At 61.9% G+C, this 24,867-nt stretch carries 20 protein-coding genes; 17 read left to right on the top strand and 3 right to left on the bottom strand.

The features are described 5' to 3' along the window. Window positions 1–52: 52 nt before the first annotated feature. The 3 genes from H7688_RS00965 to H7688_RS00955 form a co-directional block, all read right to left on the bottom strand. The gene (locus H7688_RS00965) at window positions 53–3,157 is read right to left on the bottom strand and encodes an efflux RND transporter permease subunit (RefSeq protein WP_183359158.1); all 3,105 of its coding nucleotides are present in this window, start codon (window positions 3,155–3,157) and stop codon (window positions 53–55) included. A 2-nt stretch (window positions 3,158–3,159) separates the two neighbouring features. Continuing rightward, window positions 3,160–4,359: an efflux RND transporter periplasmic adaptor subunit gene (locus H7688_RS00960; RefSeq protein WP_183359157.1), complete on the bottom strand. Its 1,200-nt coding sequence runs from the start codon at window positions 4,357–4,359 to the stop codon at window positions 3,160–3,162. 89 nt (window positions 4,360–4,448) lie between these two features. Continuing rightward, entirely contained in the window at window positions 4,449–6,011 is a 1,563-nt protein-coding gene (locus H7688_RS00955; RefSeq protein ID WP_183359156.1) for an efflux transporter outer membrane subunit, read from the bottom strand. A 499-nt stretch (window positions 6,012–6,510) separates the two neighbouring features. Here H7688_RS00955 and H7688_RS00950 point away from each other — a divergent pair, with 499 nt between their 5' ends. The 17 genes from H7688_RS00950 (at window position 6,511) to argS (ending at window position 24,853) form a co-directional block, all read left to right on the top strand. Beyond that, window positions 6,511–7,191 (top strand): site-2 protease family protein, encoded by a 681-nt coding sequence (locus tag H7688_RS00950; protein WP_183359155.1) that lies wholly within the window; start codon window positions 6,511–6,513, stop codon window positions 7,189–7,191. 53 nt (window positions 7,192–7,244) lie between these two features. After that, window positions 7,245–8,228, top strand: coding sequence for a tryptophan--tRNA ligase (gene trpS / locus H7688_RS00945; protein WP_183359154.1), 984 nt, complete (start codon window positions 7,245–7,247; stop codon window positions 8,226–8,228). Between the two features lie 112 nt (window positions 8,229–8,340). Beyond that, window positions 8,341–9,138 carry a segregation and condensation protein A gene (locus tag H7688_RS00940; RefSeq protein WP_246329665.1) on the top strand — a complete coding sequence of 266 codons (798 nt, stop codon included), beginning with the start codon at window positions 8,341–8,343 and terminating at the stop codon, window positions 9,136–9,138. Beyond that, window positions 9,128–9,709, top strand: a complete 582-nt coding sequence (gene scpB, locus H7688_RS00935) for an SMC-Scp complex subunit ScpB (RefSeq protein WP_183359152.1) — start codon at window positions 9,128–9,130, stop codon at window positions 9,707–9,709. Before H7688_RS00940 ends, scpB begins: the two co-directional genes overlap by 11 nt. Window positions 9,710–9,787: 78 nt before the next feature. Next, window positions 9,788–10,588: an AmmeMemoRadiSam system protein B gene (amrB, locus tag H7688_RS00930; RefSeq protein WP_183359151.1), complete on the top strand. Its 801-nt coding sequence runs from the start codon at window positions 9,788–9,790 to the stop codon at window positions 10,586–10,588. Beyond that, window positions 10,588–13,215 (top strand): A-adding tRNA nucleotidyltransferase, encoded by a 2,628-nt coding sequence (locus H7688_RS00925; protein ID WP_183359150.1) that lies wholly within the window; start codon window positions 10,588–10,590, stop codon window positions 13,213–13,215. Before amrB ends, H7688_RS00925 begins: the two co-directional genes overlap by 1 nt. Window positions 13,216–13,487: 272 nt before the next feature. Then, on the top strand, window positions 13,488–13,871 hold the full coding sequence (locus tag H7688_RS00920) for a hypothetical protein (RefSeq protein WP_183359149.1): 384 nt from the start codon (window positions 13,488–13,490) through the stop codon (window positions 13,869–13,871). Window positions 13,872–14,200: 329 nt separating this feature from the next. Beyond that, window positions 14,201–15,241, top strand: a complete 1,041-nt coding sequence (locus tag H7688_RS00915; RefSeq protein WP_281379379.1) for a DHH family phosphoesterase — start codon at window positions 14,201–14,203, stop codon at window positions 15,239–15,241. A 50-nt stretch (window positions 15,242–15,291) separates the two neighbouring features. Continuing rightward, window positions 15,292–16,437 (top strand): aminotransferase class V-fold PLP-dependent enzyme, encoded by a 1,146-nt coding sequence (locus H7688_RS00910; protein ID WP_183359147.1) that lies wholly within the window; start codon window positions 15,292–15,294, stop codon window positions 16,435–16,437. A 141-nt stretch (window positions 16,438–16,578) separates the two neighbouring features. Further along, a complete protein-coding gene (locus H7688_RS00905) occupies window positions 16,579–17,895 on the top strand; it encodes a PhoH family protein (protein WP_183359146.1) in 1,317 nt (438 codons plus the stop codon). A 240-nt stretch (window positions 17,896–18,135) separates the two neighbouring features. Further along, window positions 18,136–19,164 carry a tRNA (adenosine(37)-N6)-threonylcarbamoyltransferase complex transferase subunit TsaD gene (tsaD, locus tag H7688_RS00900; RefSeq protein ID WP_183359145.1) on the top strand — a complete coding sequence of 343 codons (1,029 nt, stop codon included), beginning with the start codon at window positions 18,136–18,138 and terminating at the stop codon, window positions 19,162–19,164. Next, window positions 19,165–19,989 (top strand): 16S rRNA (adenine(1518)-N(6)/adenine(1519)-N(6))-dimethyltransferase RsmA, encoded by an 825-nt coding sequence (rsmA, locus tag H7688_RS00895; RefSeq protein ID WP_183359144.1) that lies wholly within the window; start codon window positions 19,165–19,167, stop codon window positions 19,987–19,989. Window positions 19,990–20,109: 120 nt separating this feature from the next. Beyond that, the gene (locus H7688_RS00890) at window positions 20,110–21,459 is read left to right on the top strand and encodes a UDP-glucose dehydrogenase family protein (protein ID WP_183359142.1); all 1,350 of its coding nucleotides are present in this window, start codon (window positions 20,110–20,112) and stop codon (window positions 21,457–21,459) included. Between the two features lie 191 nt (window positions 21,460–21,650). Continuing rightward, the gene (locus H7688_RS00885; protein WP_183359140.1) at window positions 21,651–22,586 is read left to right on the top strand and encodes a UDP-glucuronic acid decarboxylase family protein; all 936 of its coding nucleotides are present in this window, start codon (window positions 21,651–21,653) and stop codon (window positions 22,584–22,586) included. Window positions 22,587–22,588: 2 nt separating this feature from the next. After that, window positions 22,589–22,957 carry an FtsB family cell division protein gene (locus tag H7688_RS00880; RefSeq protein WP_183359139.1) on the top strand — a complete coding sequence of 123 codons (369 nt, stop codon included), beginning with the start codon at window positions 22,589–22,591 and terminating at the stop codon, window positions 22,955–22,957. A gap of 61 nt (window positions 22,958–23,018) precedes the next feature. Then, window positions 23,019–23,192: a hypothetical protein gene (locus tag H7688_RS00875; RefSeq protein ID WP_183359138.1), complete on the top strand. Its 174-nt coding sequence runs from the start codon at window positions 23,019–23,021 to the stop codon at window positions 23,190–23,192. After that, window positions 23,189–24,853 carry an arginine--tRNA ligase gene (gene argS / locus H7688_RS00870; RefSeq protein WP_183359137.1) on the top strand — a complete coding sequence of 555 codons (1,665 nt, stop codon included), beginning with the start codon at window positions 23,189–23,191 and terminating at the stop codon, window positions 24,851–24,853. Before H7688_RS00875 ends, argS begins: the two co-directional genes overlap by 4 nt. Window positions 24,854–24,867 lie beyond the last annotated feature (14 nt).

Below are 24,867 nucleotides of genomic sequence, written 5' to 3'. Positions count from 1 at the left end.
TGCCGGGGTTACCCCCCTGCATCCCCTTCTTATGTAACAAAACGTTTTTCTCTTACCCTTGTGCCGCGGCGGCGTTGACCTCCTCGGTACGTTTGCGGTCCTTCTCGTGGTCCTTCGCGATCAGCATGTAGATCGACGGAATGATGAACAGGGTGAACATGGTGCCGATTGCCATGCCGCCCACCAGCACGAGACCGATGGAGTTCCTGGCGGCGGCGCCGGCGCCGGTCACCAGAGTGAGCGGGAAGTGGCCGGCAATGGTGGCAGCGGCAACCATGAGGATCGGGCGCAGACGGGTCATGGCCGCCTGGTGCACTGCCTCGAGCTTGCTCAACCCCTTCATCTGCAACTGGTTGGCGAACTCGACGATCAGGATACCGTTCTTCGATACCAGCCCGACCAGGGTGACCAAGCCGACCTGGGAGTAGATGTTGAGGGTGGTGGTCCACCCCTTGGTCCAGAAAGGAGTGTTCGGGTCCGGGATCTTCAGGAAGGTGAAGAGCAGGGCGCCGAACATCGCCAGTGGCACCGATCCGGCCAGGATGACGAACGGGTCGCGGAAGCTGTTGAACTGCGCCGCCAGCACCAGGAAGATCAGGATAATGGCGAGACCGAACGCCGGCAGGAACTTGTTCCCTTCGGTGCGCAGCTGGCGCGACTCCCCGGTGTAGTCGATGAGGTAGCCCTGGGGCAGGACCTTGGCAGCTTCAGTTTCCATGAACTTGAGCGCCTCGTCCAGTGGCCGGATGGCGACGCCGCTGATCTTTACCGCGTTCTTCTGCTGGAACCGGTTCAAGGAGCGCGGAACTACCGAGTCACGCTGCTTTGCGATGGTGGAGAGCTGCAGCACGGAGTTGTTGGGACCGGTTACGTAGACGTTCTCGATCTGGTCGGGGTTGAGCCGGTCGGTGCGCTGCACCTGCGGGATCACCTTGTAGCTGCGGCCGGAGATGTCGAAGCGGTTCACGTAGTTGCCGCCCACCAGGGCACCAAGATCGTTGGAGACCTGGGAGAGGTTGAGCCCAAGCGACGCCACCTTGTCGCGGTCGATGCTGATATCGGTCTGCGGCTGGTCGATCTTCACGTCGATGAGCGGCGGGAAGGCGAACATGCCGCTTGCCGCGGCCTTGGCCTGCAGCTGCTGGGCAAAACCCAGGATCTCCGGTGCGTCGGCGGTCGAGGTGATCAGGAATTCCACCGGGAAGTCGCCGCCACCGGGGAGGGCAGGGGGCGTCACCGGGAAGATCCGCACGCCGGGGAGTGCCTGCAGCTTCGCCTGCACCTCGGGGAGGATCTGGAACACAGTCCGGTGCCGCTCGTTCCACGGTTTGGTGACCAGGCCGCTGAAGCCCGAGTTGGGCATGGTGATCTGGAAGGTGAACTCGCGTTCCGGGACCTTCATGAGGATGTCGTTGATCGCCTTCGAGAAGTGGACGTTCTGGTCGATGGTCGAGTTAGCCGCGGAATCGAGGATGCCGAAGATGACCCCCTGGTCCTCCATCGGGGCAAGTTCCTTGGCCGACATAGTGAACATCGGGATGCTCAAAAGCGAGATCACCAGCCAGACGGTGTAGACCGCGGGACGCGCCGACAGGGTCCAGCTGAGCATCCGGCCGTAGAGGTTCTTGAGCCGCTCGAAGTCGCGCGATATGCGCCCGGCAAGACCGCGCTCCTCGGCGCCCGGCCGCAACAGGGTCGCCGACATCACTGGCGAAAGGGTGAGGGCGACGATGCCGGAGATGGTAACCGCACCGGCGAGGGTAAAGGCGAATTCGCGGAACAGGCTTCCGGTGAGACCACCCTGCAGGCCGATCGGGAGGTACACGGCGGCAAGGGTGATGGTCATTGCTATGATGGGACCCACCAGTTCGCGCGCGCCGACGAGTGCCGCCTCGAGCGGCGTCTTTCCTTCGCGCATGTGGCGCTCGACGTTTTCCACCACGACGATGGCGTCGTCGACCACCAGGCCGACGGAGAGAACGACGGCCAAAAGGGTCAGCAGGTTCACGGTGAACCCGAAGAACTGCATCAGGAACACCCCGCCGATGAGCGAGACCGGGATGGCGACGATCGGGATCAGCACCGAACGGAACGAGCCCAGGAAGAGGAAGATCACCAGCATGACGATCAGCAGCGTATCGCCCAGGGTGCTCAAGACCTCGTGGATCGCGTCGGAGATGTAGCTGGTGCCGTCGTAGGCGATGCCGGCTTTAAGCCCGGTAGGAAGGTCGCGCTGGATGTTGGCCATCTCGGCGCGCACCGCCTTGATGACGTCGAGGGAGTTCGCGTTGGGGAGCGGCCAGATCCCCATGAAGACGGCATTCTGCCCGGAGAAGCGCACCTCGGTGTCGTAGTCCTCGGCGCCTAAGGTGACGTCGGCGATGTCGCCCAGGCGCACGATGGTGCCGCCGGACTGGCGCACCGCCATCTTCCTGAACTCGTCGACCGTGCTCAGGTTGGTGTCGGCGGTGAGGTTCACCTGGATGTAGGACCCCTTGCTGCGCCCCAGGGCGGAGAGGACGTTGTTGGCGGCCAGGGCCTGGCGCACCTGTGCAGGGGTGATGGCAAGGGCCGCCATCCGGTCCGGCTTGAGCCAGATGCGCATGGCGAAGGTTCGGGCGCCCAGGATGTCGGCGCGCTGCACGCCGGGAACTGCCGAGAGGCGCGGCTGCACCACGCGTACCAGGTAGTCGGTGATTTCGTTCGGCTTCAGGATCTCCGAGTTGAAGGTGAGGTAGGCCGAAGCGAACTGGCTGTCGGCTGATTCGATGTTGAGGGTCGGTACCTCCGCTTCCGGCGGCAGGTCGCGGCGCACCTGGTCCACCTTCGAAGAGATTTCGGCGAGCGCCTTGGTGGAATCGTAGTTGAGCTTGAGGCGCACCGAGATGGTGGAGAGACCCAGGGTGCTCTGGCTCGAGATGTACTCGATGCCGTCGGCAGCGGCGATGACGCGCTCCAGCGGGGTGGTGATGAAGCCGCGTACCAGTTCCGGGCTTGCGCCGACGTACACCGTGCTGACGGTGATGGTGGCGTTTTCGCTGCGCGGATACTGGCGCACCTGCAGAGTCTTGATCGCCTGCAGACCGGCAATGATGATGACGAGGCTCACCACCGCGGCCAGGACCGGGCGGCGTATGAAAAGATCGGTTATCTTCACGGCTAATTATTCTCCGGTTTGGGTGCCTTCTGGAAATTCGGTGCGAGCTTGTTGTCGATAATGGCCGATTGCCCGTTACGCAACTTGAAGACGCCGGTGCTGACCACCACATCGCTCTCTTTGAGCCCGCTGGTGACGACCACCAGGTCGCCGCGCTTCTCGCCCAGGCGCACGAACTGCTGGCGCAGTACCTTGCCGGTCTGGGCCTGCGGCGGGCCCTGCGGTCCCGGCTGCTTGCCCGGCACCTTGGACGCCTTGGCCTCCTTGGCTTCCAGTTCCTGCTGTTCCTTGGCGTCCACCACCAGGAAGACCGAATCTCCGTACGGGTTGTAGAGGACCGAGGTGGTCGGAATCGTGAGCACCTTCTGGCGTACCGGAAGTCCTACCGCCACGTTGACGAACATTCCCGGGCGCAGTCGCTCCAAGGCATTTTCGATGGTGGCCTGCACCTTCACGTTGCGGGTGTCGGCATCGACCAGCGGGTTGATCGCGGTGATCTTGCCCGTGGTGCTGAGCCCGGGAATCGCGTCGCAGGTGACGCGAATGGTCTGGCCTACCTTGAGCTGTCCCAGTTGCTGCTGGGGGAGGGCAAAGTCGACGAAGATCGGGTTGAGGCTCTGCAGGGTCACCACCGGGTCGTTTTCGCGCAGCATCTGGCCCAGGTTCACCTGGCGGATTCCCAGCCTGCCGGTGAAGGGGGCGCGGATGGTCTTCTTGGCGATGGTGGCGCGGATGTTGGCCACCTGGGCCTCGGCCTGTTCCTTCTGGGCCAGGGCGGTATCGTAGTCGGCCTGCGAGATGATCCGCTCGGCGAGCATCTTCTTGTCGCGCTCCAGCGTGGAGCGGGTGAGCTGTACCTGGGCGAGCGCCCCCTGGAGCTGCGCCTGCTCGGCGCTGACGTCCTGGGCCACCAGGATGTCGCCTTTCTTCACCAGGCTGCCGGGCTGGAAACCGATGCTGACGATTTTGCCGCCAAGTTCACCGGCTATGGTTACCCCCTGGACCGCGGTCAGCGTTCCGACGGCATTAAGGCTGGAGTCCCAGGTTTCCGGGTGGGCGGTAGTGGTGGTGACCGTCTCGGCCGGCATCACGAACTTCTTGCCCCCGTCGATCATGGCTTTGATCTGGAGGGCCTTGATACCGGCAAGGACGGCGACGACGAGAATGAGGAGGATGATTGCGTATATGATCCGTTTCTTCATGTGCTACGGCTCCAATGGTGGAATAGATTCTGTTGTGTAAAGGCTTCCCGGGTCGCTTAAAGGATCTTGCAGTATCCCGTGTATCCCATTCATCCCTGTTTGTTCTGGTCCTGATGTGCCGTATCCCCTCTATCCCTGTTCCACCAGCCGCCCCCCAGTGCCTGGAAGAGCGCTGCCGTATCGGCAAGCCGTGCCGCCTGGGCCTGCGCCAGGGTGATGCGTGCCTGCAGGTACTGGCGCTCGGCGTCGAGCAGGAAGAGGTAGTTCACCGCCCCGAGGGCGTACTGGCTGCGGGTCAATTCCAGGTTGGCCCGTGCCGCCTGTTCCGCCTCGGCCTGGGCCTTGAGCGCCTGGGCGTCCATCTCGAGTGCCCGCAAGACGTCGGCTACGTTCTGGAACGCCTGCAGCACCGTCACGCGGTACTGGGCCCCGGCCTGCTCGAATGCCGCGTTGGCAGCGCGGCGCCGGGCCTGCAGTTCGCCGCCGTGGAAGATCGGCTGCAAGACGTTGGCCCCGATGGACCAGAGCGAGGTGCTGGTGAAAAGGTCGGCGAAGGAGACCGCCTGCGGCCCGAAGCCTCCGGTGAGGGTGATCTTCGGAAAGAGGTTTGAAGTCGCGACTCCGACCTGTGCGCTCGCCTGGTGCAGCTGTTCCTCGGCCGCCAGGATGTCCGGGCGCTGGCGCACCAACTCTGAGGGGAGGCTCAAGGGGACTTCCTCGGGGAGCTTCAATCCGTTCAGGTCGAACTCGGGAAGGGCAGCCGCCTCGGACGGGAAACGGCCGGCCAAAACCGCCATCTGGTGCCGGGACTGCGCCAGTTCCTTCTGTAATGGCGGGAGGCTGGTGCGGGTCTGGGCCAGTTGGGACTGCTGCGCCAAAAGCTCGGGACGGGTCCCGGCTCCCAACTCCAGGCGCCGCTCGGTGAGCCGTACCTGTTCCTCCTGGGCCGCGATCATCTCGTTGATCGCCTGGATGCGCGCCTTGAGCGAGGCCTGCTGCACCGCTGTGGTCACCAGGTTCGAGGTGAGGGTGAGATAGGACCCTTCAAGGAGGTAGCGCTGGTAGTCGAGCTGGGCCTGTGAGGCCTCCAGCGCACGGCGCGTGCCGCCGGCCAGGTCCAGGTTGTACGAGACGTTCACCGAGGCGTTGTACAGGCTGAAGAGGGAACTCCCGGCGTTGGGCTGGCCGAAAGAGGCCCCCGAGATCTTCTGCCGGGTCGCCGAGAAACCTGCGTCGACCGTGGGGAACAGTGTCCCGTACTGGGCGCGGCGCAGTTCGGCCGCCTCGCGCAGCGCCGCTTGCGCGGCCGCCAAGTTCGGACTCTGCTGCACCGCCTGGGTGATCAAGTCGTTGAGCGGCTGGCTGTGAAAAAGTGTCCACCACTCGGCCGGGATGTTCCGCCCACTGACGATGCGCTGTGCTTCGCCCTGGGGGACCGGCGCCGATGCTGTGGAGGCGGGGAGGGGGAGCGCGGTGAAGCTGGTTACCGCAGGGGAGGCAGGTTTCCGAAAATCAGGTCCGACCGCACAGCCCGAAAGGGCCAGCACCGCGGCAAGCAGGGAGACGCTGCCGAGGACGGTCGATCTGCTGGTTTCGTTTGCTCTCTTTCCCGCGTGATTTTCAACAGAAGTGTTGCTGTTAGAGATATTCATTCCGGTAGTACCAGAGGATCCTTTCTATCAGGTAAAGGGTTGTGCCGAGGTTGTGTATCAGCGTGAAGACTCATCATATACAAAATGGGGTTTCTTGCAAATATTTCTTGTGCTTACAGTTTCTACGGTGAACGGCCGTGCTGAGTCGGGATTGGACCTCTAAGGACGCGTATTGTCAGATAAAATGTCTCTGGAAGTCTCTCGTGGAGACGACCTTGCTCATCTCTTGAGCTCTTTGTTACGTAACTGTTACCTACTATTTAAGAGGACACAGTTCTGCTTGCCCGACTGCTTGCCAGATACAATCCTCTCTGCCAGACGAGCAAGCTGTTCCCGTTTCATACCACCCCGCGGTGGTCACGTCCCGGACGGTATTGATCTATACGCAAGCGTTTCTGCTTCTTCGGGGCGACCCTTCCAGGTGGCCGGGGCTTTCGTTGACTTTCCGACACCAATCTGCTAGAGGACTATGTTTATACTGAATTTTGGCTAGGACAACATGGAAGAATTCTTCGTCAAACTCTCCATCATGCTGGTTCCCGCACTGATGGCCATCACCTGCCACGAAGTATCCCACGGCTTCATCGCGGATAAATTCGGTGACAGTACCGCGCGGATGTTGGGACGGCTGACCCTCAACCCGCTCAAGCATCTGGATATCCTCGGTACCCTCATGGTGTTCGTGGTGGGGATCGGCTGGGCGAAGCCGGTGCCGGTCAACTTTCACAACCTGCGTCATCCCAAACGCGACATGATCTGGGTCGCCATCGCGGGCCCCATCACCAACTTCACCCTTGCCTGCGTCTCGGCCCTGGCCATGCGGGGACTCATCGCGGCAAGCGCAGGACTGCCGGATCACTCGCCGGCCTCCAGCATCGTCGATCCGGTCACCCTGATGCTCGCCTTCTCGGTCTACGTCAACCTGCTCTTAGGGGTCTTCAACCTGATTCCGGTGCCGCCCCTGGACGGGGGGAGGGTAGCGGTGGGGATCTTGCCGTACCGCCTCTCGATGCTCCTGGCGCGGGTCGAACCCTTCGGCATGATCATCATCATCGCCCTGGTTTTCTTTACCGATGCCTTCAGCTACGTGATCTTTCCGGCCCTCAACTTCGGGATTCGCCTCCTGGCCGGTCCGCACGCTAACCTAGTCTTCGGCGTAACCAAGTTGATGATGAGGTAAATTTCGACCTCATCGTCTTAACGATAGCAACAGCCACAAAGGAGTCCGTACCCATGAACAACAAGCGTATCGTAAGCGGCATGAGACCCACCGGGAAACTGCACCTGGGACATTTCCACGGGGTGTTGTCCAACTGGCTGGAACTGCAGAAAAACTTCGAGTGCTTCTTCTTTGCAGCCGATTGGCATTCTCTGACCACCGAGTACGCGAACACGGATGGCATCAAGGACAGCATCCGCGAGATGGTGCTGGACTGGCTCGCTTTCGGCATCGACCCCGAGCAGAGCGTGATCTTCGAGCAGAGCATGGTGCCGCAGCACGCCGAACTGAACCTGATCCTCTCCATGATCACCCCGGTCGCCTGGCTGGAGCGTAACCCTACCTATAAGGAGATGCAGGAGAACCTGGAGACCAAGGACCTCTCCACCTATGGCTTTTTGGGCTACCCGGTCCTGATGGCCTCGGACATCATCGTCTACAAGGCTGCGCGCGTCCCCGTGGGGCAGGACCAGATCCCCCACCTGGAGATCACCCGCGAAATCGCCCGACGCTTCAACCACCTCTACGGCCCGGTGTTCCCCGAGCCGGCGGCGCTTTTGACCGAAACCCCGAAGGTACTCGGCCTGGACGGCCGCAAGATGAGCAAGTCCTACGGCAACGCGATCTTCCTCTCCGATAGCGCGGAAGAGACCCGCAAGAAGGTGCTCTCGATGATGACCGACACCCTGCGTCCCTTCAAGAAGGACCCGGGCGAGCCGGACCGCTGCGTCGCCTTCACGCTACACTCTCTGTACGTTCCCCAGGAGAAGCGCGAGGAGATCGTGGTTAACTGCCGCAACGCGACCCTGGGCTGCGTGGACTGCAAGAAGATCCTGGCCCAGTGCATGATCGACACCCTGGAGCCGTTCCGCACCAAGCGCGAGGAGTTGGCGGCGCAGGATGGCCTGGTCGAGGAGGTTTTGACCGAGGGAAGCCGCAAGGCGGAAGCGGTGGCCAAGGAAACCATGCGCGAGGTTCGCGCCGCGCTCAAGGTCTAGAACCACGGTAGACGTGCCGAGTCGTTGAGTAGGGGCAAGAACTGCCGTCAACCTGCTCAACGACTCAACCACCCAACGCCTTTCCCCGGAGTTGCCTTTGCCCCTGGAAACGATGCAATCCAACCTGTTTGCCGATTCCCTCGAGAACGCCTACCGGGTGCAGATCGAGGAGTTCGAGGGGCCGCTCGACCTTTTGCTCCACCTCATCAAGAAGAATGAGCTGGACATCTACAATATTCCCATCGCCTCGATCACCAAGCAGTACCTGGAATACCTCGACCTGATGAAGGAACTCAACCTGGACATAGCGGGGGAGTTCCTGGTGATGGCAGCGACGCTTTTGCAGATCAAATCCCGCATGCTCTTGCCGGTCACCCCGGAGGAAGAGGACGCCGAACCGGAAGACCCGCGCGCCGAGCTGGTGCGCCGGCTCCTCGAGTACCAGCGCTACCGGGACGCCTCCTACCAGCTCACCAGCCGAAACCTCCTGGGGCGCGAGGTGTTCGCCCGGAAATTCGACTCGGACGAGATCTCGGAGAACGCCCCGAAGGAAGAGCCGATCGACGTGGAACTCTTCGAGCTGATCGACGCCTTTCGGCGCGTGCTCGGCAGGGTGTCGGTGGAAACCTTCCACAGCGTGATCACCGACGGCATCAGTATCGCCGACCGCATCAGCCAGGTGCTGACGCTTTTGCACGGCGGCAAGACCATCAGCTTCGACTCGCTGTTTCACGACGGGATGACCCGGGACCTCCTGGTGGTCACCTTCCTGTCCATCCTGGAGCTCTGCAAGCTGAAACTCATCAAGATCACCCAGGCGGAGAGCCTGGGATCCATCTGGCTCACCTCGTCGGCTCAATCCGAGTATCTCGAGGAAGAGCTGGAACAGGAGGAGATTCTTGTCGGCTAGGACGCTGAAAACCATCATCGAGAGTCTGCTCTTCGTGTACGACCAGCCGCTTACCCTGGACCGCCTGGCGCTCCTTTTGGAGGAGTTCGAACGCTCGGCGATCCGCAGTGCGCTCGAGGAGCTGGTGCAGGAGTACGAGGAGGCACAGCGCGGTATCGTGCTGGCCCAGGTGGCCGGCGGGTACCAGTTGCGCAGCCGACCCGAGCACGCCGACTACATCCGCAGGCTCACCAAGAGCCGCGGCGTCAAGTTCAGCCAGTCTGCGCTGGAGACGCTCGCCATCATCGCCTACCGCCAGCCCATCACCCGTGCCGAGATCGAGTACCTGCGCGGCGTAGATTCCGGCGGGGTGCTCAAGAGCCTTCTGGAAAAGAAGCTTCTCCGCATTCTCGGGAAGAAGGACGTGCCGGGCAAGCCGCTCATCTACGGTACCAGCCGCGAGTTCCTGGAACTCTTCGGGCTTAAGGACCTGAACGCGCTCCCCACCCTGAAGGAGATTCAGGAACTGGCGCCACCCGACCCGTTCGCGGACCAGCCGGCGCTGCCGCTCGATCCTGTTGAAGCCCCGTAGCCCTCTGTTAGAATAAGCACCATGCCCGGCTGCTTAGGCCGCGCCCATTCCGGTTTCACGGCACCAAGGGAGGCTTCCATGATACGTCAGCCCGCAGTAGCCGGTAAGTTTTACACCGAAGACCCGGACCAGTTGCGCGAGGAGGTGAATACCATGATTGCCCCGGGAGAGCCGACCCCGGTGCTGGGCATCGTCGTGCCGCACGCCGGATACATCTATTCCGGCAAGGTGGCCGGCGAGGTCTACGGCGTGGTGGAAGTCCCCGATGCAGTGCTGGTACTCGGCCCCAACCATACCGGCTTTGGTGCGCCGGTCGCCCTGGCCCCGGCCGGGGAGTGGCTCACTCCGCTGGGGCCGGTTCCCATCAATAGCAAACTCGCCGGGCTGATCCTGAAGCACACCCCCCGGGTCCAGGAAGACCCCTCGGCGCACCGCTTCGAACACTCCCTCGAGGTCCAGCTCCCCTTTCTGCAGCAGCGCAATCCCCAGGTCTGCATCGCCGCGCTCTGCCTCTCTTTAAGCGACTTCCCCTCGATCCAGGAGGTGGGGCACGGCATCGCCGAGGCGATCAAAGAGTACGGCGCCCCGGTCCTCATCGTGGCAAGTTCCGATATGACTCACTACGAAAATGCCCGATCCGCCAAGGAAAAAGACGACCTCGCCCTCGCCGAGATCGCGGCCATGGACCCGGAGGGGCTATTCAGGGTGTGCCGCCAGCGCAACATCACCATGTGCGGCGTGGTCCCGGCCGCGGTGATGCTGGTGGCTGCCAAGGAACTGGGCGCCAGCGCAGCGCGCCTGTTGCGCTATACCACGAGCGGCGAGGTGAACGGCGACCTGAACCGGGTCGTGGCCTACGCCGGACTGACGGTTAATTGATGGAGATAATCACTACCCACGTCAACGCTGACTTCGACTGCATCGGCTCCATGGTTGCAGCCAAGAAACTCTACCCCGAGGCCCTGCTGGTCTTCTCGGGGGCGCAGGAAAAGGGGGTGCGGGACTTCTTCCAGAAACAGCCCGGCCCCCTTCCGGATTTCACCCGCCTGAAAGAGATCGACTTTTCCCGCATAACCCGCCTGATCATCGTCGATTGCCAGCACTCCTCGCGCATCGCCCGCTTCGGCGAACTCGCCAAGGCGGGGGGGCTCGAGATCCATATCTTCGACCACCACCCGCGCTCCACCGGGGATTTGAATCCCACCGGGGGGGTGGTGCGCCCCTGCGGCTCGACTACCACCATCCTGGTCAGTTTCCTCATGCAGCGCGCCATCGAGGTGTCCCCCTTCGAGGCGACCCTCATGATGCTCGGCATCCACGAGGATACCGGCAACCTCACCTATCCCTCGACCACCGCGGAGGACTACGCGGCAGCTGCCTGGCTTTTGGAGCGCGGGGCCAACCTGAACGAGGTGGCCAACTCGATCGGCAAGGAGCTTACCGCCGAGCAGGTCTCGCTTTTGAACGACCTTTTGAACTCCCTGAAAACCACCTCCTACAAGGGGGTGGATATCTCCATCGCGCAGGCCTCGGTAGATCGCTACGTCGGGGAAATTGCGGGGCTCGCCCACATGATCCGGGACATGGAGAACCTCCAGGCGCTCTTTTTGGTGGTCGGCATGGGAGATCGGGTCTACGTGATCGCTCGCAGCCGGATCCCCGAGGTGAGGGTAGGGGAGATCCTGCAGGAGTTGGGGGGGGGCGGCCACGCCAGCGCGGCTTCGGCCACCGTGCGCGGCCTTACGCTGATTCAGGTGCTGGAGCGTCTGGAAACGGTGCTCCGTCAGCGTGTCGACCCGCGTCGCCTGGCCCGGGACATCATGTCCTCGCCGGTCAAGACCCTGCCGCCTACCTGCACTATCGAGCAGGCCCAGGAGCAGTTGGTGCGCTACAACGTAAGCGCCATGCCCGTGGTCGCCGGCAAGAAGGTGCGTGGCATCATCTCGCGCAAGATCGTGGAGAAGGCGCTCTACCACAACCTGGGGCAGGTGCCGGTTGCCGACTACATGCACTCCGAATTCCTGACCGCCACCCCCGATACGCCGATCAGCGAGATCCAGGCGTACATGGTGGGGGGCGACGTGCGACTGGTTCCGATCCTCTCGGACGCGCAACTGGTAGGGGTGATCACCCGCACCGACCTGTTGCGCTACAGCCTGGGGGGCGAGGCCCTCTACGACCTGGCGCGGGATGCCCAGCAGGTGAAAAACCGCGAGATCGAGAGCCTGATGAACCGCAACCTCGCGCCGGCTGCCGTGCGGGTCCTGCACGATCTCGGGCGGGTCGGCGACCGTCTGGAGCTTCCGGTGTATGCCGTGGGCGGCTTCGTGCGTGACCTCCTCTTGGGGCACGACAACGCCGACATGGACGTCACCGTCGAGGGTGACGGCATCCTCTTCGCCGAGGCCTTTGCTGTGCAGCACGGCGGTCGTGTCAAAAGCCACCAGAAGTTCGGCACCGCCGTAATCGTCCTCCCGGACGGCAGCAAGATCGACGTCGCCAGCACGCGCCTGGAATACTACGAATCACCCGGTGCGCTCCCGACCGTGGAACACTCCTCCCTCAAGATGGACCTCTACCGCCGGGACTTCACGGTGAACACGCTCGCCATCCGCCTGAATGCCGCCTCGTTCGGTACCCTCATCGACTACTTCGGAGCCTACCGGGACCTGCAGGCCAAGGTGATCCGGGTGCTGCACAACCTCTCCTTCGTGGAAGACCCCACCCGGGTGTTTCGTGCCATCCGTTTCGAACAGCGCCTCAACTTCAAGATAGCGCGCCACACCGAGGACCTGATCAAAAACGCGGTGAAGATGGAGTTTCTCGAGAAGTTGGGCGGGCGTCGCCTGTTGACCGAACTGATCCAGATCCTCAAGGAGAAGGAACCCCTCAAGGGGATCGGGCGCATGGCCTCCTTGGGGCTGCTGCGTTTCATCCACCCCGACCTCGAACTCTCCCTTACCCTGCAGGAGATGCTGGAAGACGCCCGTTACGTGGTCTCCTGGTACGACATGCTCTACCTCGAGGCAAGCTACGAGAGCTGGTCAGTTTTTTTCCTGGTCTTGTGCGACAGCCTGAACGACGATGAGTTCCTGAGTACCTGCAACCGGCTTGCGGTGAGCGAGCACTTCAAGGAAAAGTTGGCCCTGGCGCGGCGCCAGGGAAACGAACTGCTGGCGGGCCTGGAACGCAAACTCATCCAGCAGGGAAAACTCGACAACAGCGAGATCTACTTCTTCCTGCGCGGGCTTCCGGTAGAGGTGCTGCTCTACCAGATGGCGAAAACCCGAAACGCCGAGCTCAGGCGCTGCATCTCGCTCTACTTCACGAAGCTGCAGGGAGTACGCACCCTGGTCCGCGGGGACGACCTGAAAAAGCTCGGCTTGGCCAAGGGACCGCGCTACCGCGAGATCCTGGACGCGGTATTGAGCGCGCGGCTGAACGGTTCGGTGCACAGTCGGGAGGATGAGCTTCAGTTGGTACAGGGGCTCATTGCAGGGCTGTAGCAAAATTGACACACCTTGCCGTGCTTTGACGTTGGTTAGCCAAATAGCTGAAAATCAGTCACTTTTCAGTCAATCTTGCCGACAGGTGAGGCGCAAAGGACACATGAGAATCCTTCAGCACCCTTTTTTATAATTGTCACTCATGTGGCATCAAAATAAAACCCTTAAATACCGGGTGGATACCCATCTCTCTGGCTATGTTTTTGTTTTATGGCCCCTTTTTTGCTAATACGGTGTGCGAAGTGCCACACCAGCAGACGAGGGGTTTTTGCATGTACAAGCTTCAACGCAGCATCGCCATGGCGCTCACCCTGGTTTTTCTCGCGACGCCCTGCTTGGCGGCTGATACCAGTCTCAAGTCGTTTTTCGAGGACTGCCTCTATGGCGGACTCTCCGGCGGGCTGGTCGGTGCCGCAGTGATGGCTTTTACCAAGAAACCGAGCAAGCACTTCGATTACATCGGCTACGGGGCCGCGGCTGGGGTACTTGCTGGCGCGACCTATGGTACCATCATGGCGACCCGGTCGCTGGCCGAGTACGATCATGGCACGGTGCACTTCTCCATGCCGACCATACGTCCGGAAATTCGTGAAGCGAACTCCAAGGGGCAGACCTCCATCGTGGCTACGGCGGAGTTGATTCGCGGCCGGTTCTAAGGTCGTCGAACCAGCGGTTAGATTCAAAGGGGGGGCGATTGCCCCCCCTTTTTCGTTGGTACTTTCGGAAACTCCCCCGAGGACCCGTATGGTTTATGACACCTTGCCGGGAAGGGCGCTGCAGGCGGGACACCCGATGAAACTGCTTAATGAATTTCTCCGGAATTTTGAAGCCCGATCAGGATGGCATTCCCACCGCATATCGCGGGCTTTTCCGCTCGCAGCCCTTCATCGTGCAGCCACCCCTCTCTGTCATAATGAGAGTCTTGCCTAACCGGTACCGGTGGGCTACACTCACACATGGTAGACGCTTTTCGGGGGGTGATTTCGTGACACTCAATGCTCGACTTCCTGACCTTCTGACCTATACCAACTCGATGCTCACCTGGGTCAGCGGCCGCGGCCGCATCCTGATCATCGTGCACGACAATCCCGACCCCGACTCGCTCGCCTCGGCGATGGCACTCCGGCACCTCTTTGCGGTCCGCCTGAACAAGGAGGCGGTGATCGCCTTCTCCGGGATGATCGGCCGTAGTGAAAACCTCGCCATGGCGAAGTCCCTGCAGATTCCGCTGACCCCGTTTCCCATTATCGATCTCAAGATGTACCAGGTTATCTGCCTGTTGGACACCCAGCCCGGTACCGGCAACAACTCGCTGCCGCCGGAGACCCGGGTCGATATCGTCATCGATCACCACCCGATGCGCGAGTCGAGTGCCGCCTGCCGCTGGGTCGATATCCGCCCCGAGTACGGCACCACGGCCACCATCCTCTACGAGTACCTCAAGGTGCAGGGGGTGGCGCTGGGGACCAAGCTGGCGACGGCGGTCTTCTACGCGATCAAGTCGGAGACCCAGGATCTGGGACGCGAGGCGAGGCGTGCCGACCGGGATGCCTACCTGACGCTCTTTCCCATGGCCAACAAGACGCTGTTGAACGAGATCACGCGCCCCCCCTTGCCGCGCGAGTACTTCACGTCGCTCCATAGCGCTCTCGAGCACACGGTCCTCTACGGCAACGTGCTGGTAGCCGGACTGAAGGCGGTGCAGTTCCCGGAACTGGTCTCGGAACTCGCCGATCTTTTGCTCAGGCTGGAGGGGGTGGAAACGGTGCTTTCCATGGGACACTACAATTCGGAGATGATACTCTCCATCCGAACCGCTAATGAAAGGATTAACGCCGGCGAACTGATCCGTGCCCTCGTGGCAGGTATGGGGACCGCGGGAGGGCACGGCATGATGGCCGGCGGCAAGGTGGATAACGTGCCGGAGACCGATATTTCCATTACCCAAGTGGAACAGGAACTCACCGAGCGGCTCTTGAACGAACTGGGGGTGACCGGCCGCGACCCGGAACGCCTGGTGCCTTAAATCTCATGAAACCGGTTGCCAAACCAGGACCAAAGTGCTAGTAATTGTGTATGTCCGTCTTCCTCGATAACGCTGCGACCTCATTCCCGAAACCGGAATCCGTGTACCGGGCGATGGATACAGCGATGCGGGAAGTTGGCGTGGCCCCGGGCCGGGGCGGTTACCAGCAAGGGCTCGACGCGGCACGCATCGTTTTCTCGGCACGCTCAGCACTGGCAGACTTCTTCGGTGTCACCGATTCTTCCCGCCTCATCTTCACCCACAGTGCAACGGAATCCCTCAACATCGCGGTTAACGGACTTCTGAAGCCGGGCGATCATGTGGTCTCCAGCACCATGGAGCACAACGCCTTGGTGCGCCCGCTCCACCTGATGCGCTCCCGCGGCGTAGAGGTGACGTTCGTAGGGGGGCAGCCCGACGGCTCGGTGCGGGTGGCCGATATTGCTGCTGCGCTGCGCCCCAATACCCGGTTGGTCGCCCTGGCGCACTGCTCCAACGTGACCGGGAACCTGCAGCCCATAGCAGAAATCGGCCGAATTGCCAAAAAAAGCGGCGCCTACTTCCTGGTCGATGCCGCGCAAAGCGCCGGTTACTTCCCGATCGATGTGCGGGAACTTGCCATCGACCTTTTGGCGGCGCCGGGGCACAAGGGGCTCTTCGGTCCTCCCGGAACCGGCATTCTCGCCCTCGGGCCCGAGGTCGATCTCGACCCGCTGTTGGTGGGGGGGACCGGAAGCAAGGCGAGTAGTCCCGAGCAGCCCGAGGAACTTCCGGACCGCTTCGAAAGCGGCACCCTGAACACCCCGGGGATCGCCGGGTTGCTGGCAGGTCTCGAGTTCGTGAAGGAAGTGGGGCTGCAGCAGATAGCAGCAAAGGAACAACAGCTGGTCGAACAGGTACTGGAGGGGCTGCGCGCCCTGCCGGGAGCCGTGGTCTACGGACCGGCACCGGGGGCCGAGCGTGGCAATGCCATCTCTTTCAATCTTGCCGGCCAGGATCCGGCGAGCATCGGATTCCTGCTGGATCGCACCTACGGGATCAGTGTGCGGGTAGGCCTGCACTGTGCGCCGGATGTCCATCGCACCATCGGCAGTTATCCTGCCGGGACGGTGCGGGTGAGCCCCGGCTACTTCACCAGCCCCGAAGACATCGAGTACTTCCTGAGGGCGCTTAATGAAATCGACGAAAAAGGCTAAACCGCAGGGCGAACACCAGATTCGCCTCTGACCAGCGGTCATTCTGGTTGGGGCAGAACTATCATGAGAACAGCTGCAGAGCAGGCACGGCAGGAGGAAAAGCTGGTTTATCTGAGATGCGATAAGGTACAGGAGGTTGACATGAAGAAAATCTACGTGCTCGACACCAATGTTCTTCTTTACGATGCCCAGGCCCTTGGCAGGTTCGAGGACAACTCCATCATTATCCCGATCACGGTGATCGAGGAGATCGACCGCTTCAAGAAGGACATGAACGAGACCGGCAGAAACGCCCGCCAGGTTTCGCGCATCATGGACGCCTTCCGGAAAAAGGGATCGCTTTCCCAGGGAATCGAGCTGGAAAACGGCGGCAGCCTGCGGATCGAGATCTACGAAGAGAAGGTGATGAAACGCCTGCCTCCCGAGTTGCGCGAGGAACGCGGCGACAACCGGATCCTCGCGGTGGCCGTCGACCTCATGGAAACCGAGTCGGTGCCGGTCATCCTGGTCACCAAGGACACCAACCTGCGCATCAAGGCCGACGCCCTGGGGCTCGCCGCCCAGGACTACGAGTCGGACAAGGTGTCCATCAGCGAACTCTACACCGGGATCAGCGAGCTTGAAGTCGCTGCCGAGGTGATCGACCGCTTCTATAGCCAGGGTTGGCTCGAGCTCGAGGCGAGGTTGCTCCCCAACCAGTACGTCACCCTGATCGAGGCCGGCAACGAGTCACACTCGGCAATCGCCCGGTACGACGGGCGTTCCAAGCGGGTCCTGCCGCTCAAGGGGGCGGGGCAGGAAGGGGTCTGGAGCCTGTTCCCGAGAAACCGGGAGCAGTCGTTTGCCCTCGATGCCCTTTTGGACGACGACATCAAGATCGTCTCGCTGGTGGGCAAGGCCGGTACCGGCAAGACGCTGCTCGCCATCGCGGCCGGCCTCCAGAAGACCGCCGAGGAGAACGTCTACAACCGGCTCCTGGTCTCCCGTCCGGTCTTCCCGATGGGGCGCGACCTCGGCTTTCTGCCGGGTGACCTGGAGGAAAAGCTCACCCCGTGGATGCAGCCGATCTTCGACAACGTCGAGCTCCTTTTGACCGGTCACGAGGGGGAGAAGCGCCACAGCAAGGGGTACAAGGAACTGATGGCCATGGGGATCCTGGAGATCGAACCGCTCACCTACATCAGGGGGCGCTCCATTCCGAACCAGTACCTCATCGTTGACGAGGCCCAGAACCTGACCCCGCACGAGATCAAGACCATCGTGACCCGGGCGGGGGAGGGGACCAAGATCGTGTTGACCGGCGACCCGTACCAGATCGACAACCCGTACGTGGATGCCGAGAGTAACGGCCTCACCTACCTGGTCGAGCGCCTGAAAGAACAGAGCATCTCGGGCCACATCACCATGATGAAGGGCGAGCGCTCAGAACTTGCCGAATTGGCGGCCAATCTGCTGTAAAAACGCTGTAAAAGCAATTGACAATTGACGATGGACCATTGACAATGCCGCCAAACCAGAATCGGTTCCAGGTTCTACGTTCTCCGTTTTAGGCTGCAGACCCGGAGGGCGCTTTGACTGCTCTGCCTGAAGAAGTCAGCAACAAGTAGAACCTGGAGCGTGACTTAAAACGCTCTTCACTGTTTTCAGCTTTTTTCCTGGAGGTTAAAGGGCACCGCGGCTGTGCCCTTTCTATTTTCTATGCTGCTGCTTGCCCTCGAATCTTCCTGTGATGAGACCTCGGCCGCCGTCGTCAGAGACGGCCGCACGGTCCTCTCCAACGTGATCGCCTCGCAAATCGACGTGCACGCCGAATACGGCGGTGTGGTCCCCGAGATCGCCTCGCGCCAGCACCTGGAGGCGGTTTCCCTGGTCGTGGAACAGGCGCTGCGCGACGCTTCAGTCTCGCTCGCCGAACTGGAGGGAGTTGCGGTCACCCAGGGGCCCGGCTTGGCCGGTGCGCTTTTGGTTGGGATCTCGGTCGCCAAGGGGCTTGCCCTCGGGCGGCGCATCCCGCTGGTCGGCGTGAACCACATCGAGGGGCACCTCCTCGCGGTGTTCCTGGAAAAACCGGTGGAGTTCCCCTTCATAGCTCTCGCGGTCTCCGGGGGGCACTCGCACCTGTACCGGGTGGACGGGATCGGGCGCTACCGGACGCTGGGGCAGACGGTGGACGACGCGGCAGGCGAGGCCTTCGACAAGGTAGCCAAGCTGATCGGCCTTCCCTACCCCGGTGGGGTCGCCATCGACCGGCTTGCCCAATCCGGCGACCCCAAGGCGATCAAGTTTCCCCGCCCGCTCATCAACGACGGCAGCTTCAACTTCAGTTTCTCGGGACTGAAAACCGCGGTGCTCACCCACCTGGGCAAACACCCGGAGGCCGCGACCTCGGGCCTCAACGACCTGGCAGCCTCCTTCCAGGCTGCGGTCTGCGATGTCCTGACCCGCAAGACTGCGGCCGCAGTGGCGGCAACCGGCATCAAGCGCGTAGTGGTCGCGGGCGGGGTCGCCTGCAACAGCGGCCTGCGCCGCTCCATGGCAGCCTTCGCAGCTGAGCAGGGAGTCGAACTCGCCATGCCTTCGCCGCTGCTCTGCTCCGACAATGCCGCCATGATTGCCGTCCCCGGCGACTACTACCTCGCCCACGGGTACCGCAGCGGCTTCGACCTCGACGCCTTGCCGGTCTGGCCCCTTGACCGCCTTTCCCAACGACTCCCGGAGGTCCTGTAAATGGAGAAGATCCGCGCCAAAAAGGCCTTCGGCCAGAATTTCCTGGTCGACGACAGCGTGCTCACCCGCATCGTGGACTGTGTCGACCCGACTGCCGCCGACGCCATCCTCGAGGTTGGCCCGGGGCGCGGTGCCCTGACCCGGCACCTGGTTGCCAGTGGCGCACGCTTTCTTGCCGTCGAGTGGGACCGCGACCTCCTGCCGCTGCTCAACGCCGAGTTCGGCAACCTCCCCAACGTGGAGATCGGGCACGGCGACATCCTGAGGGTCGACCTGCGCCAGCTCTTAAGCCGGGCCCCCGAACAGAAGTGGAAGGTGGCGGCAAACCTCCCCTACAACATCTCCTCGCAGGTACTCTTCAAGTTTCTCGAGTGCTGCGACCGTTTCGACCGGCTGGTGCTCATGCTGCAAAAGGAGGTGGGGGACCGCCTGGTGGCGCCTCCCAACTGCAAGGACTACGGCGCGCTCACCGTACTGTTGCGGCTGCACTTCGACATCTGCCGCGAGTTCCTGGTGAAGCCGGGCTGTTTCCGGCCCGTCCCCAAGGTGGACTCCTGCGTGCTGCGCTTTACCCCGCTGGCCGCGCCGCGGGTCGAGGTGGGGGACGAGGATCTCTTCAGGCGCATCGTGAAAGGTGCCTTCAACCAGCGCCGCAAGACCCTGCTCAACTCGCTGCGCGGTGCCGGGCTGGAGACGAGCGACGACGAAGTCCAGAGCGCCCTGGAGGCCTGCGACATCGACCCGAAACGGCGCGGCGAGACCCTGTCGCTCGACGAATTTGCCGCCTTGAGCCGCAGGCTCTGTGCCGGGAAAAATCTGGCATAACCCCCTCTTTTTGTGTTATAGAAAAATGCTCATCTTTTCCGGTACCATGCGATCCTGTCACGGCTTAGGCAGGTACCTGGAGGACTTCATACATTTCGCTTCAGCGGAGGTCGTTTCGCTATGAAAATCTGTGTTATCGGTTCTGGTTACGTCGGTCTGGTGGCTGGTACCTGTTTTGCCGAAAGTGGCAACAATGTCATCTGTGTCGACGTCGACCAGGAGAAGATCGAGGGTCTCAAGCGGGGCGTGATTCCCATCTACGAGCCGGGACTTAAAGAGCTGGTGCTGCGCAACTGCGAGGAGGGGAGGCTTTCCTTCACCACCGACCTGGAGGCTGCCGTCAAGGAGTCGCTGGTCAATTTCATAGCGGTAGGTACCCCCCCGGGGGCCGACGGTTCCGCCGACCTGCAGTACGTCCTCAACGTGGCGCGCTCCATCGGCCAGCACATGGAAAGCTTCAAGATCATCGTGGACAAGTCCACCGTACCGGTCGGGACCGCGGACAAGGTCCGGGTCGCCGTGGCCGAGGAACTGGCGAAGCGTGGGGTCGACATCGAGTTCGACGTGGTCTCCAACCCGGAGTTCCTCAAGGAAGGGGCGGCCATCGACGACTTCATGAAGCCGGACCGGGTGGTGATCGGCACCGACAACGTGCGGACCGCCGAGATCATGAAGGAGCTCTACTCGGCCTTCATGAGGAAGTCCAACCGCCTGATCACCATGGACATCCGCAGCGCCGAGATGACCAAGTACGCGGCCAACGCCATGCTGGCGACCAAGATCACCTTCATGAACCAGATAGCCAACCTCTGCGAGTTGATGGGCGCCGACGTCATGGCGGTCCGGGAAGGGATCGGCTCGGATTCGCGCATCGGCTACGACTTCCTGTTCCCGGGTGTGGGGTACGGCGGGTCCTGCTTCCCCAAAGACGTCAAAGCCCTCGCCAAGACCGCCGAGGAGTGCGACTACGACTTCATCCTCCTGAAGGCGGTTGAAGAGGCCAACGCCCGCCAGAAACGGGTGCTTCCCGACAAGATCGCGGCGCGCCTGGGCAATGGCGGCCCGAAGCCCTTGGCCGGGAAGGTCATCGCCACCTGGGGGCTCTCCTTTAAGCCGCGCACCGACGACATGCGCGAGGCACCCTCGGTCACCATCATCGATGCGCTGCTCGAACTGGGCGCCGAGGTGCGTGCGCACGACCCGGAGGCTATCAAGGAGGCCAAGAAGGTTTTCGGCGAGCGCATCGGCTATAGCCACAACCAGTACGACATCCTCAAGGGTGCCGACGCGCTGGTGATCATCACCGAGTGGAACGAGTACCGCAACCCGGACTTCGACCGGATCAAGTCGCTGCTGATCAACCCGCTCATCTTCGACGGCCGGAATCTGTACCAGCCCCACCGGATGAAGCTCGAGGACTTCGAGTACCTGCCCATCGGCAGAAACGGCAAAGGGGCCTGCTGCGAGTAACAAAATCGGTTCCCTGCTCTACCTTCTCTGTTGAGGTGTGGGAGCTTGAGAGCAGCCTTTCATTGACCAGTTCGGGCTGAGATGCCACCCACGTGCACCTGGTTACTAAACGAACCGGTACGCACCGCGGGAAACTTGAGAACGTAGCAGCTGGAACATAGAACGTAGAACGCGTTTTTCGGGGGGTTGTCATGCGTATGCTTGTGACCGGCGGTGCCGGTTTCATTGGATCACATCTGTGCGAAAGACTGGTGAACGAAGGGCACGACGTCCTGTGCCTCGACAACTTCTTCACCGGCAGCAAGCGCAACCTCTCCAAACTCCTGGACAACCCGCGCTTCGAGTTGATCCGTCACGACGTGACGACACCGATCCTCCTCGAGGTGGACCGGATCTTTAACCTGGCCTGCCCGGCCTCGCCGATCCACTACCAGTACAACCCGGTGAAGACCACCAAGACCAGTGTGATGGGGGCCATCAACATGCTGGGACTTGCCAAGAGGGTGAAGGCGAGGATCCTGCAGGCCTCGACCTCCGAGGTGTACGGCGACCCGCAGGTGCACCCCCAGAACGAGTCGTACTGGGGCAACGTGAACACCCTGGGGCCGCGCAGCTGCTATGACGAGGGGAAACGCGTCGCCGAGACGCTCATGATGGACTATCACCGCCAGAACAACGTCGATGTCAGGATCATCAGGATCTTCAATACCTACGGTCCGCGCATGGCGGAAAACGACGGCCGCGTGGTCTCCAACTTCATCCTGCAGGCCTTGAGGGGAGAAGACATCACCGTCTACGGCAAGGGAGAGCAGACCCGCTCCTTCTGCTTCGTCTCGGACCTGGTAGAAGGGATGCTGCGCATGATGGAGTGCCCGGACTTCACCGGGCCGGTCAACCTCGGTAACCCCTGCGAGACCACCATCCTCGAGTTCGCCGAGAAGATCATCGCCCTTACCGGCTCCAGTTCGCGCATCGTGTTCCGCCCGCTGCCGGCGGACGATCCCAAGCAGCGCCGCCCGGATATTACGCTGGCCAAGAAGATGCTGGACTGGGAGCCGACGGTCAACGTCGAAGACGGGCTGAAGCAGACTATTGAGTATTTCTCCTCCGTCCTCGCTGCGGGGTAGGCATGCAAAAACGGTTTTACCTCACCCCTGCGGCGGTCATCATCTTCATCCTCTACTTCACCGTTTTCGGTGACCGCGGTCTTTTGCGCATTAACCACCTGCACCGGGACCGCGACGACATGCAGCAGAAGCTGCTGGAGTTGAAGACCGAGAACGACCGGCTCAGGCGCGAGATCACCGCGCTGCAGTCGGACCGCCGGTACCTGGAGAGCATCGCGCGCCGCGATTTCGGCCTGGTGCGCGGCAACGAGGTGATCTACCAGTTCCCGGCCCAGGAGAAGGGGAGCGGGGCGGGGCAGGCCGAGAAGAAGGGCCAGCCGGCTGTGTCACCCAAAGATGGTGCGCCGACAGGCAAACCGACGAAACCGTAATTCAAATTACACACCAGGGGGGCGTTGCGGCGCCCCTCGTTACTTTACTTGAGGTATCCATATGACCGCTTCCGTAGGCAGACAGCACTGCGTGGTATGTGCCTGGCGCGAGCACTGCGCCAAGAAGTTTTCGGTAGCCGACGGCGGAGCCCGCTGCCCGGACTTCACCAGGGACGTCACCATAAAGGATCTGCCGGAGACGGAAGTAGACAAGGATAAGGGGGGGAAGCTATGAAGGAGCAGCTGCGCGCATGCATCCTTAAGGGAATCGAAGGGTGTTTCGCCGACGGCACGCTCAGCTCGGGTGTGGTTCCGGCCATCGCGATCGAGAAGCCGGCGCACGCCGAACATGGGGACTTTGCCAGCAACGTGGCGATGCAGATGGCCAAGCAGGAACGCAAGGCGCCGCGCGCCATCGCCGAGATCATCGTGAACAAGCTCTCGGGGTCTTCCGAGCTCATCGGGAAGCTGGAAGTCGCGGGCCCGGGCTTCATCAATTTCTTCATCAAGGACAGCGCCTGGAGAAAGACGCTTGCCCTGATAGCAGAGCAGGGCTCCGAGTTCGGCAAGAGCACGGTCGGGGCCGGCAAGAAGGTGCAGGTCGAATTCGTCAGCGCGAACCCGACCGGCCCGCTGCACATCGGCCACGGGCGCGGTGCCGCTACCGGCGATGCCGTCGCCTCGCTTTTGAAGGCGGCCGGTTTCGACGTGCAGAAGGAATACTACATAAACGACGCCGGCAACCAGATGAACACCCTGGGGCTTTCCGGCCTTTTGCGCTACCGCGAGCTTTTGGGCGAGAAGATCGAGTTCCCGGAAAACTGCTACCAGGGGGACTACATCAAGGACATCGCCCGCGATGCCATCGCCAAGGTGGGAGACCGGTACCTGAACGCTCCGCAGGAGGAGGGTGTCGCCTACTTCGCCAAGCTGGGCGGCGACCAGATTCTGCACGGTATCGACCTCGACCTCAGGGACTTCGGCGTGGTGCTCGATCACTGGTTCTCCGAGCAGTCGCTCTTCGACGACGGCAAGGTACCCTCGGCCATCAAGGAGATGCAGGACAAGGGGCTCATCTACGAGCAGGACGGCGCGCTCTGGTTCCGCACCACCGACTACGGCGACGACAAGGACCGTGTCGTGGTACGCAGTAACGGGGTCACCACCTATTTCGCCTCGGATATCGCCTACCACCGCGACAAGTTCGAGCGGGGCTTCGACTGGGTTATCGACGTCTGGGGCGCCGACCACCACGGTTACGTGCCGCGCCTGAAAGGGGTGGTCCAGGGGCTGGGGAGAAAGGCCGACGATCTGGGGATCATCCTGGTGCAGCTCGTCTCGCTGCTGCGTGACGGCGTCCCGGTCGCCATGTCCACCAGAAGCGGCGAGTTCGTGACCCTGAAGGAAGTCGTCGACGAGGTGGGGCGCGACGCGGCTCGCTTCTTCTTCCTGATGCGCCGCTCCGACAGCCAGCTCGACTTCGACCTGGAGCTCGCCAAACGGCAGAGCGCCGACAACCCGGTCTACTACGTACAGTACGCGCACGCCAGGATCCGGAGTATCTTCGAAACCGCCCGCGAGCGTGGCCTGGCTCCCGATTTCAGCGCGCTCAAGCTGGAGCTCTTGGAGAGTGCCGAGGACCTCGCACTCATCAAGAAACTCTCCCTCTACCCCGAGATCCTGGAAGGAGCGGCAGTCAACTTCGAACCGCACCGCATCACCTATTACCTGCAGGAGTTGGCCGGCGAGTTCCACAGCTTCTACAACAAGAGCCGGGTGATCATCCCCGAAGAGCCGCAGTTGAGCCAGGCGCGCCTGTTCCTGCTCGACGGGGTAGCCACCGTCCTTAAGAATGCCCTGACCGTTCTCGGTATTTCGGCGCCGGAGCGGATGTAGGATCGGGAGTGCTA

The sequence above is a fragment of the Geomonas limicola genome (assembly GCF_014193675.1).
Taxonomy (GTDB): domain Bacteria; phylum Desulfobacterota; class Desulfuromonadia; order Geobacterales; family Geobacteraceae; genus Geomonas; species Geomonas limicola.
Note: the sequence above shows the minus strand (reverse complement) of the source record. Positions and strands in the feature narration are given on the sequence as shown.

Coding starts and splice junctions, on each gene's coding strand:
- H7688_RS00960 (WP_183359157.1), bottom strand. CDS start 4,359: ATGAAGAAACGGATCATATACGCAATCATCCTCCTCATTCTCGTCGTC.
- H7688_RS00955 (WP_183359156.1), bottom strand. CDS start 6,011: ATGAATATCTCTAACAGCAACACTTCTGTTGAAAATCACGCGGGAAAG.
- H7688_RS00950 (WP_183359155.1), top strand. CDS start 6,511: ATGGAAGAATTCTTCGTCAAACTCTCCATCATGCTGGTTCCCGCACTG.
- trpS (WP_183359154.1), top strand. CDS start 7,245: ATGAACAACAAGCGTATCGTAAGCGGCATGAGACCCACCGGGAAACTG.
- H7688_RS00940 (WP_246329665.1), top strand. CDS start 8,341: ATGCAATCCAACCTGTTTGCCGATTCCCTCGAGAACGCCTACCGGGTG.
- amrB (WP_183359151.1), top strand. CDS start 9,788: ATGATACGTCAGCCCGCAGTAGCCGGTAAGTTTTACACCGAAGACCCG.
- H7688_RS00925 (WP_183359150.1), top strand. CDS start 10,588: ATGGAGATAATCACTACCCACGTCAACGCTGACTTCGACTGCATCGGC.
- H7688_RS00920 (WP_183359149.1), top strand. CDS start 13,488: ATGTACAAGCTTCAACGCAGCATCGCCATGGCGCTCACCCTGGTTTTT.
- H7688_RS00910 (WP_183359147.1), top strand. CDS start 15,292: ATGTCCGTCTTCCTCGATAACGCTGCGACCTCATTCCCGAAACCGGAA.
- H7688_RS00905 (WP_183359146.1), top strand. CDS start 16,579: ATGAAGAAAATCTACGTGCTCGACACCAATGTTCTTCTTTACGATGCC.
- tsaD (WP_183359145.1), top strand. CDS start 18,136: ATGCTGCTGCTTGCCCTCGAATCTTCCTGTGATGAGACCTCGGCCGCC.
- rsmA (WP_183359144.1), top strand. CDS start 19,165: ATGGAGAAGATCCGCGCCAAAAAGGCCTTCGGCCAGAATTTCCTGGTC.
- H7688_RS00890 (WP_183359142.1), top strand. CDS start 20,110: ATGAAAATCTGTGTTATCGGTTCTGGTTACGTCGGTCTGGTGGCTGGT.
- H7688_RS00885 (WP_183359140.1), top strand. CDS start 21,651: ATGCGTATGCTTGTGACCGGCGGTGCCGGTTTCATTGGATCACATCTG.
- H7688_RS00880 (WP_183359139.1), top strand. CDS start 22,589: ATGCAAAAACGGTTTTACCTCACCCCTGCGGCGGTCATCATCTTCATC.
- H7688_RS00875 (WP_183359138.1), top strand. CDS start 23,019: ATGACCGCTTCCGTAGGCAGACAGCACTGCGTGGTATGTGCCTGGCGC.
- argS (WP_183359137.1), top strand. CDS start 23,189: ATGAAGGAGCAGCTGCGCGCATGCATCCTTAAGGGAATCGAAGGGTGT.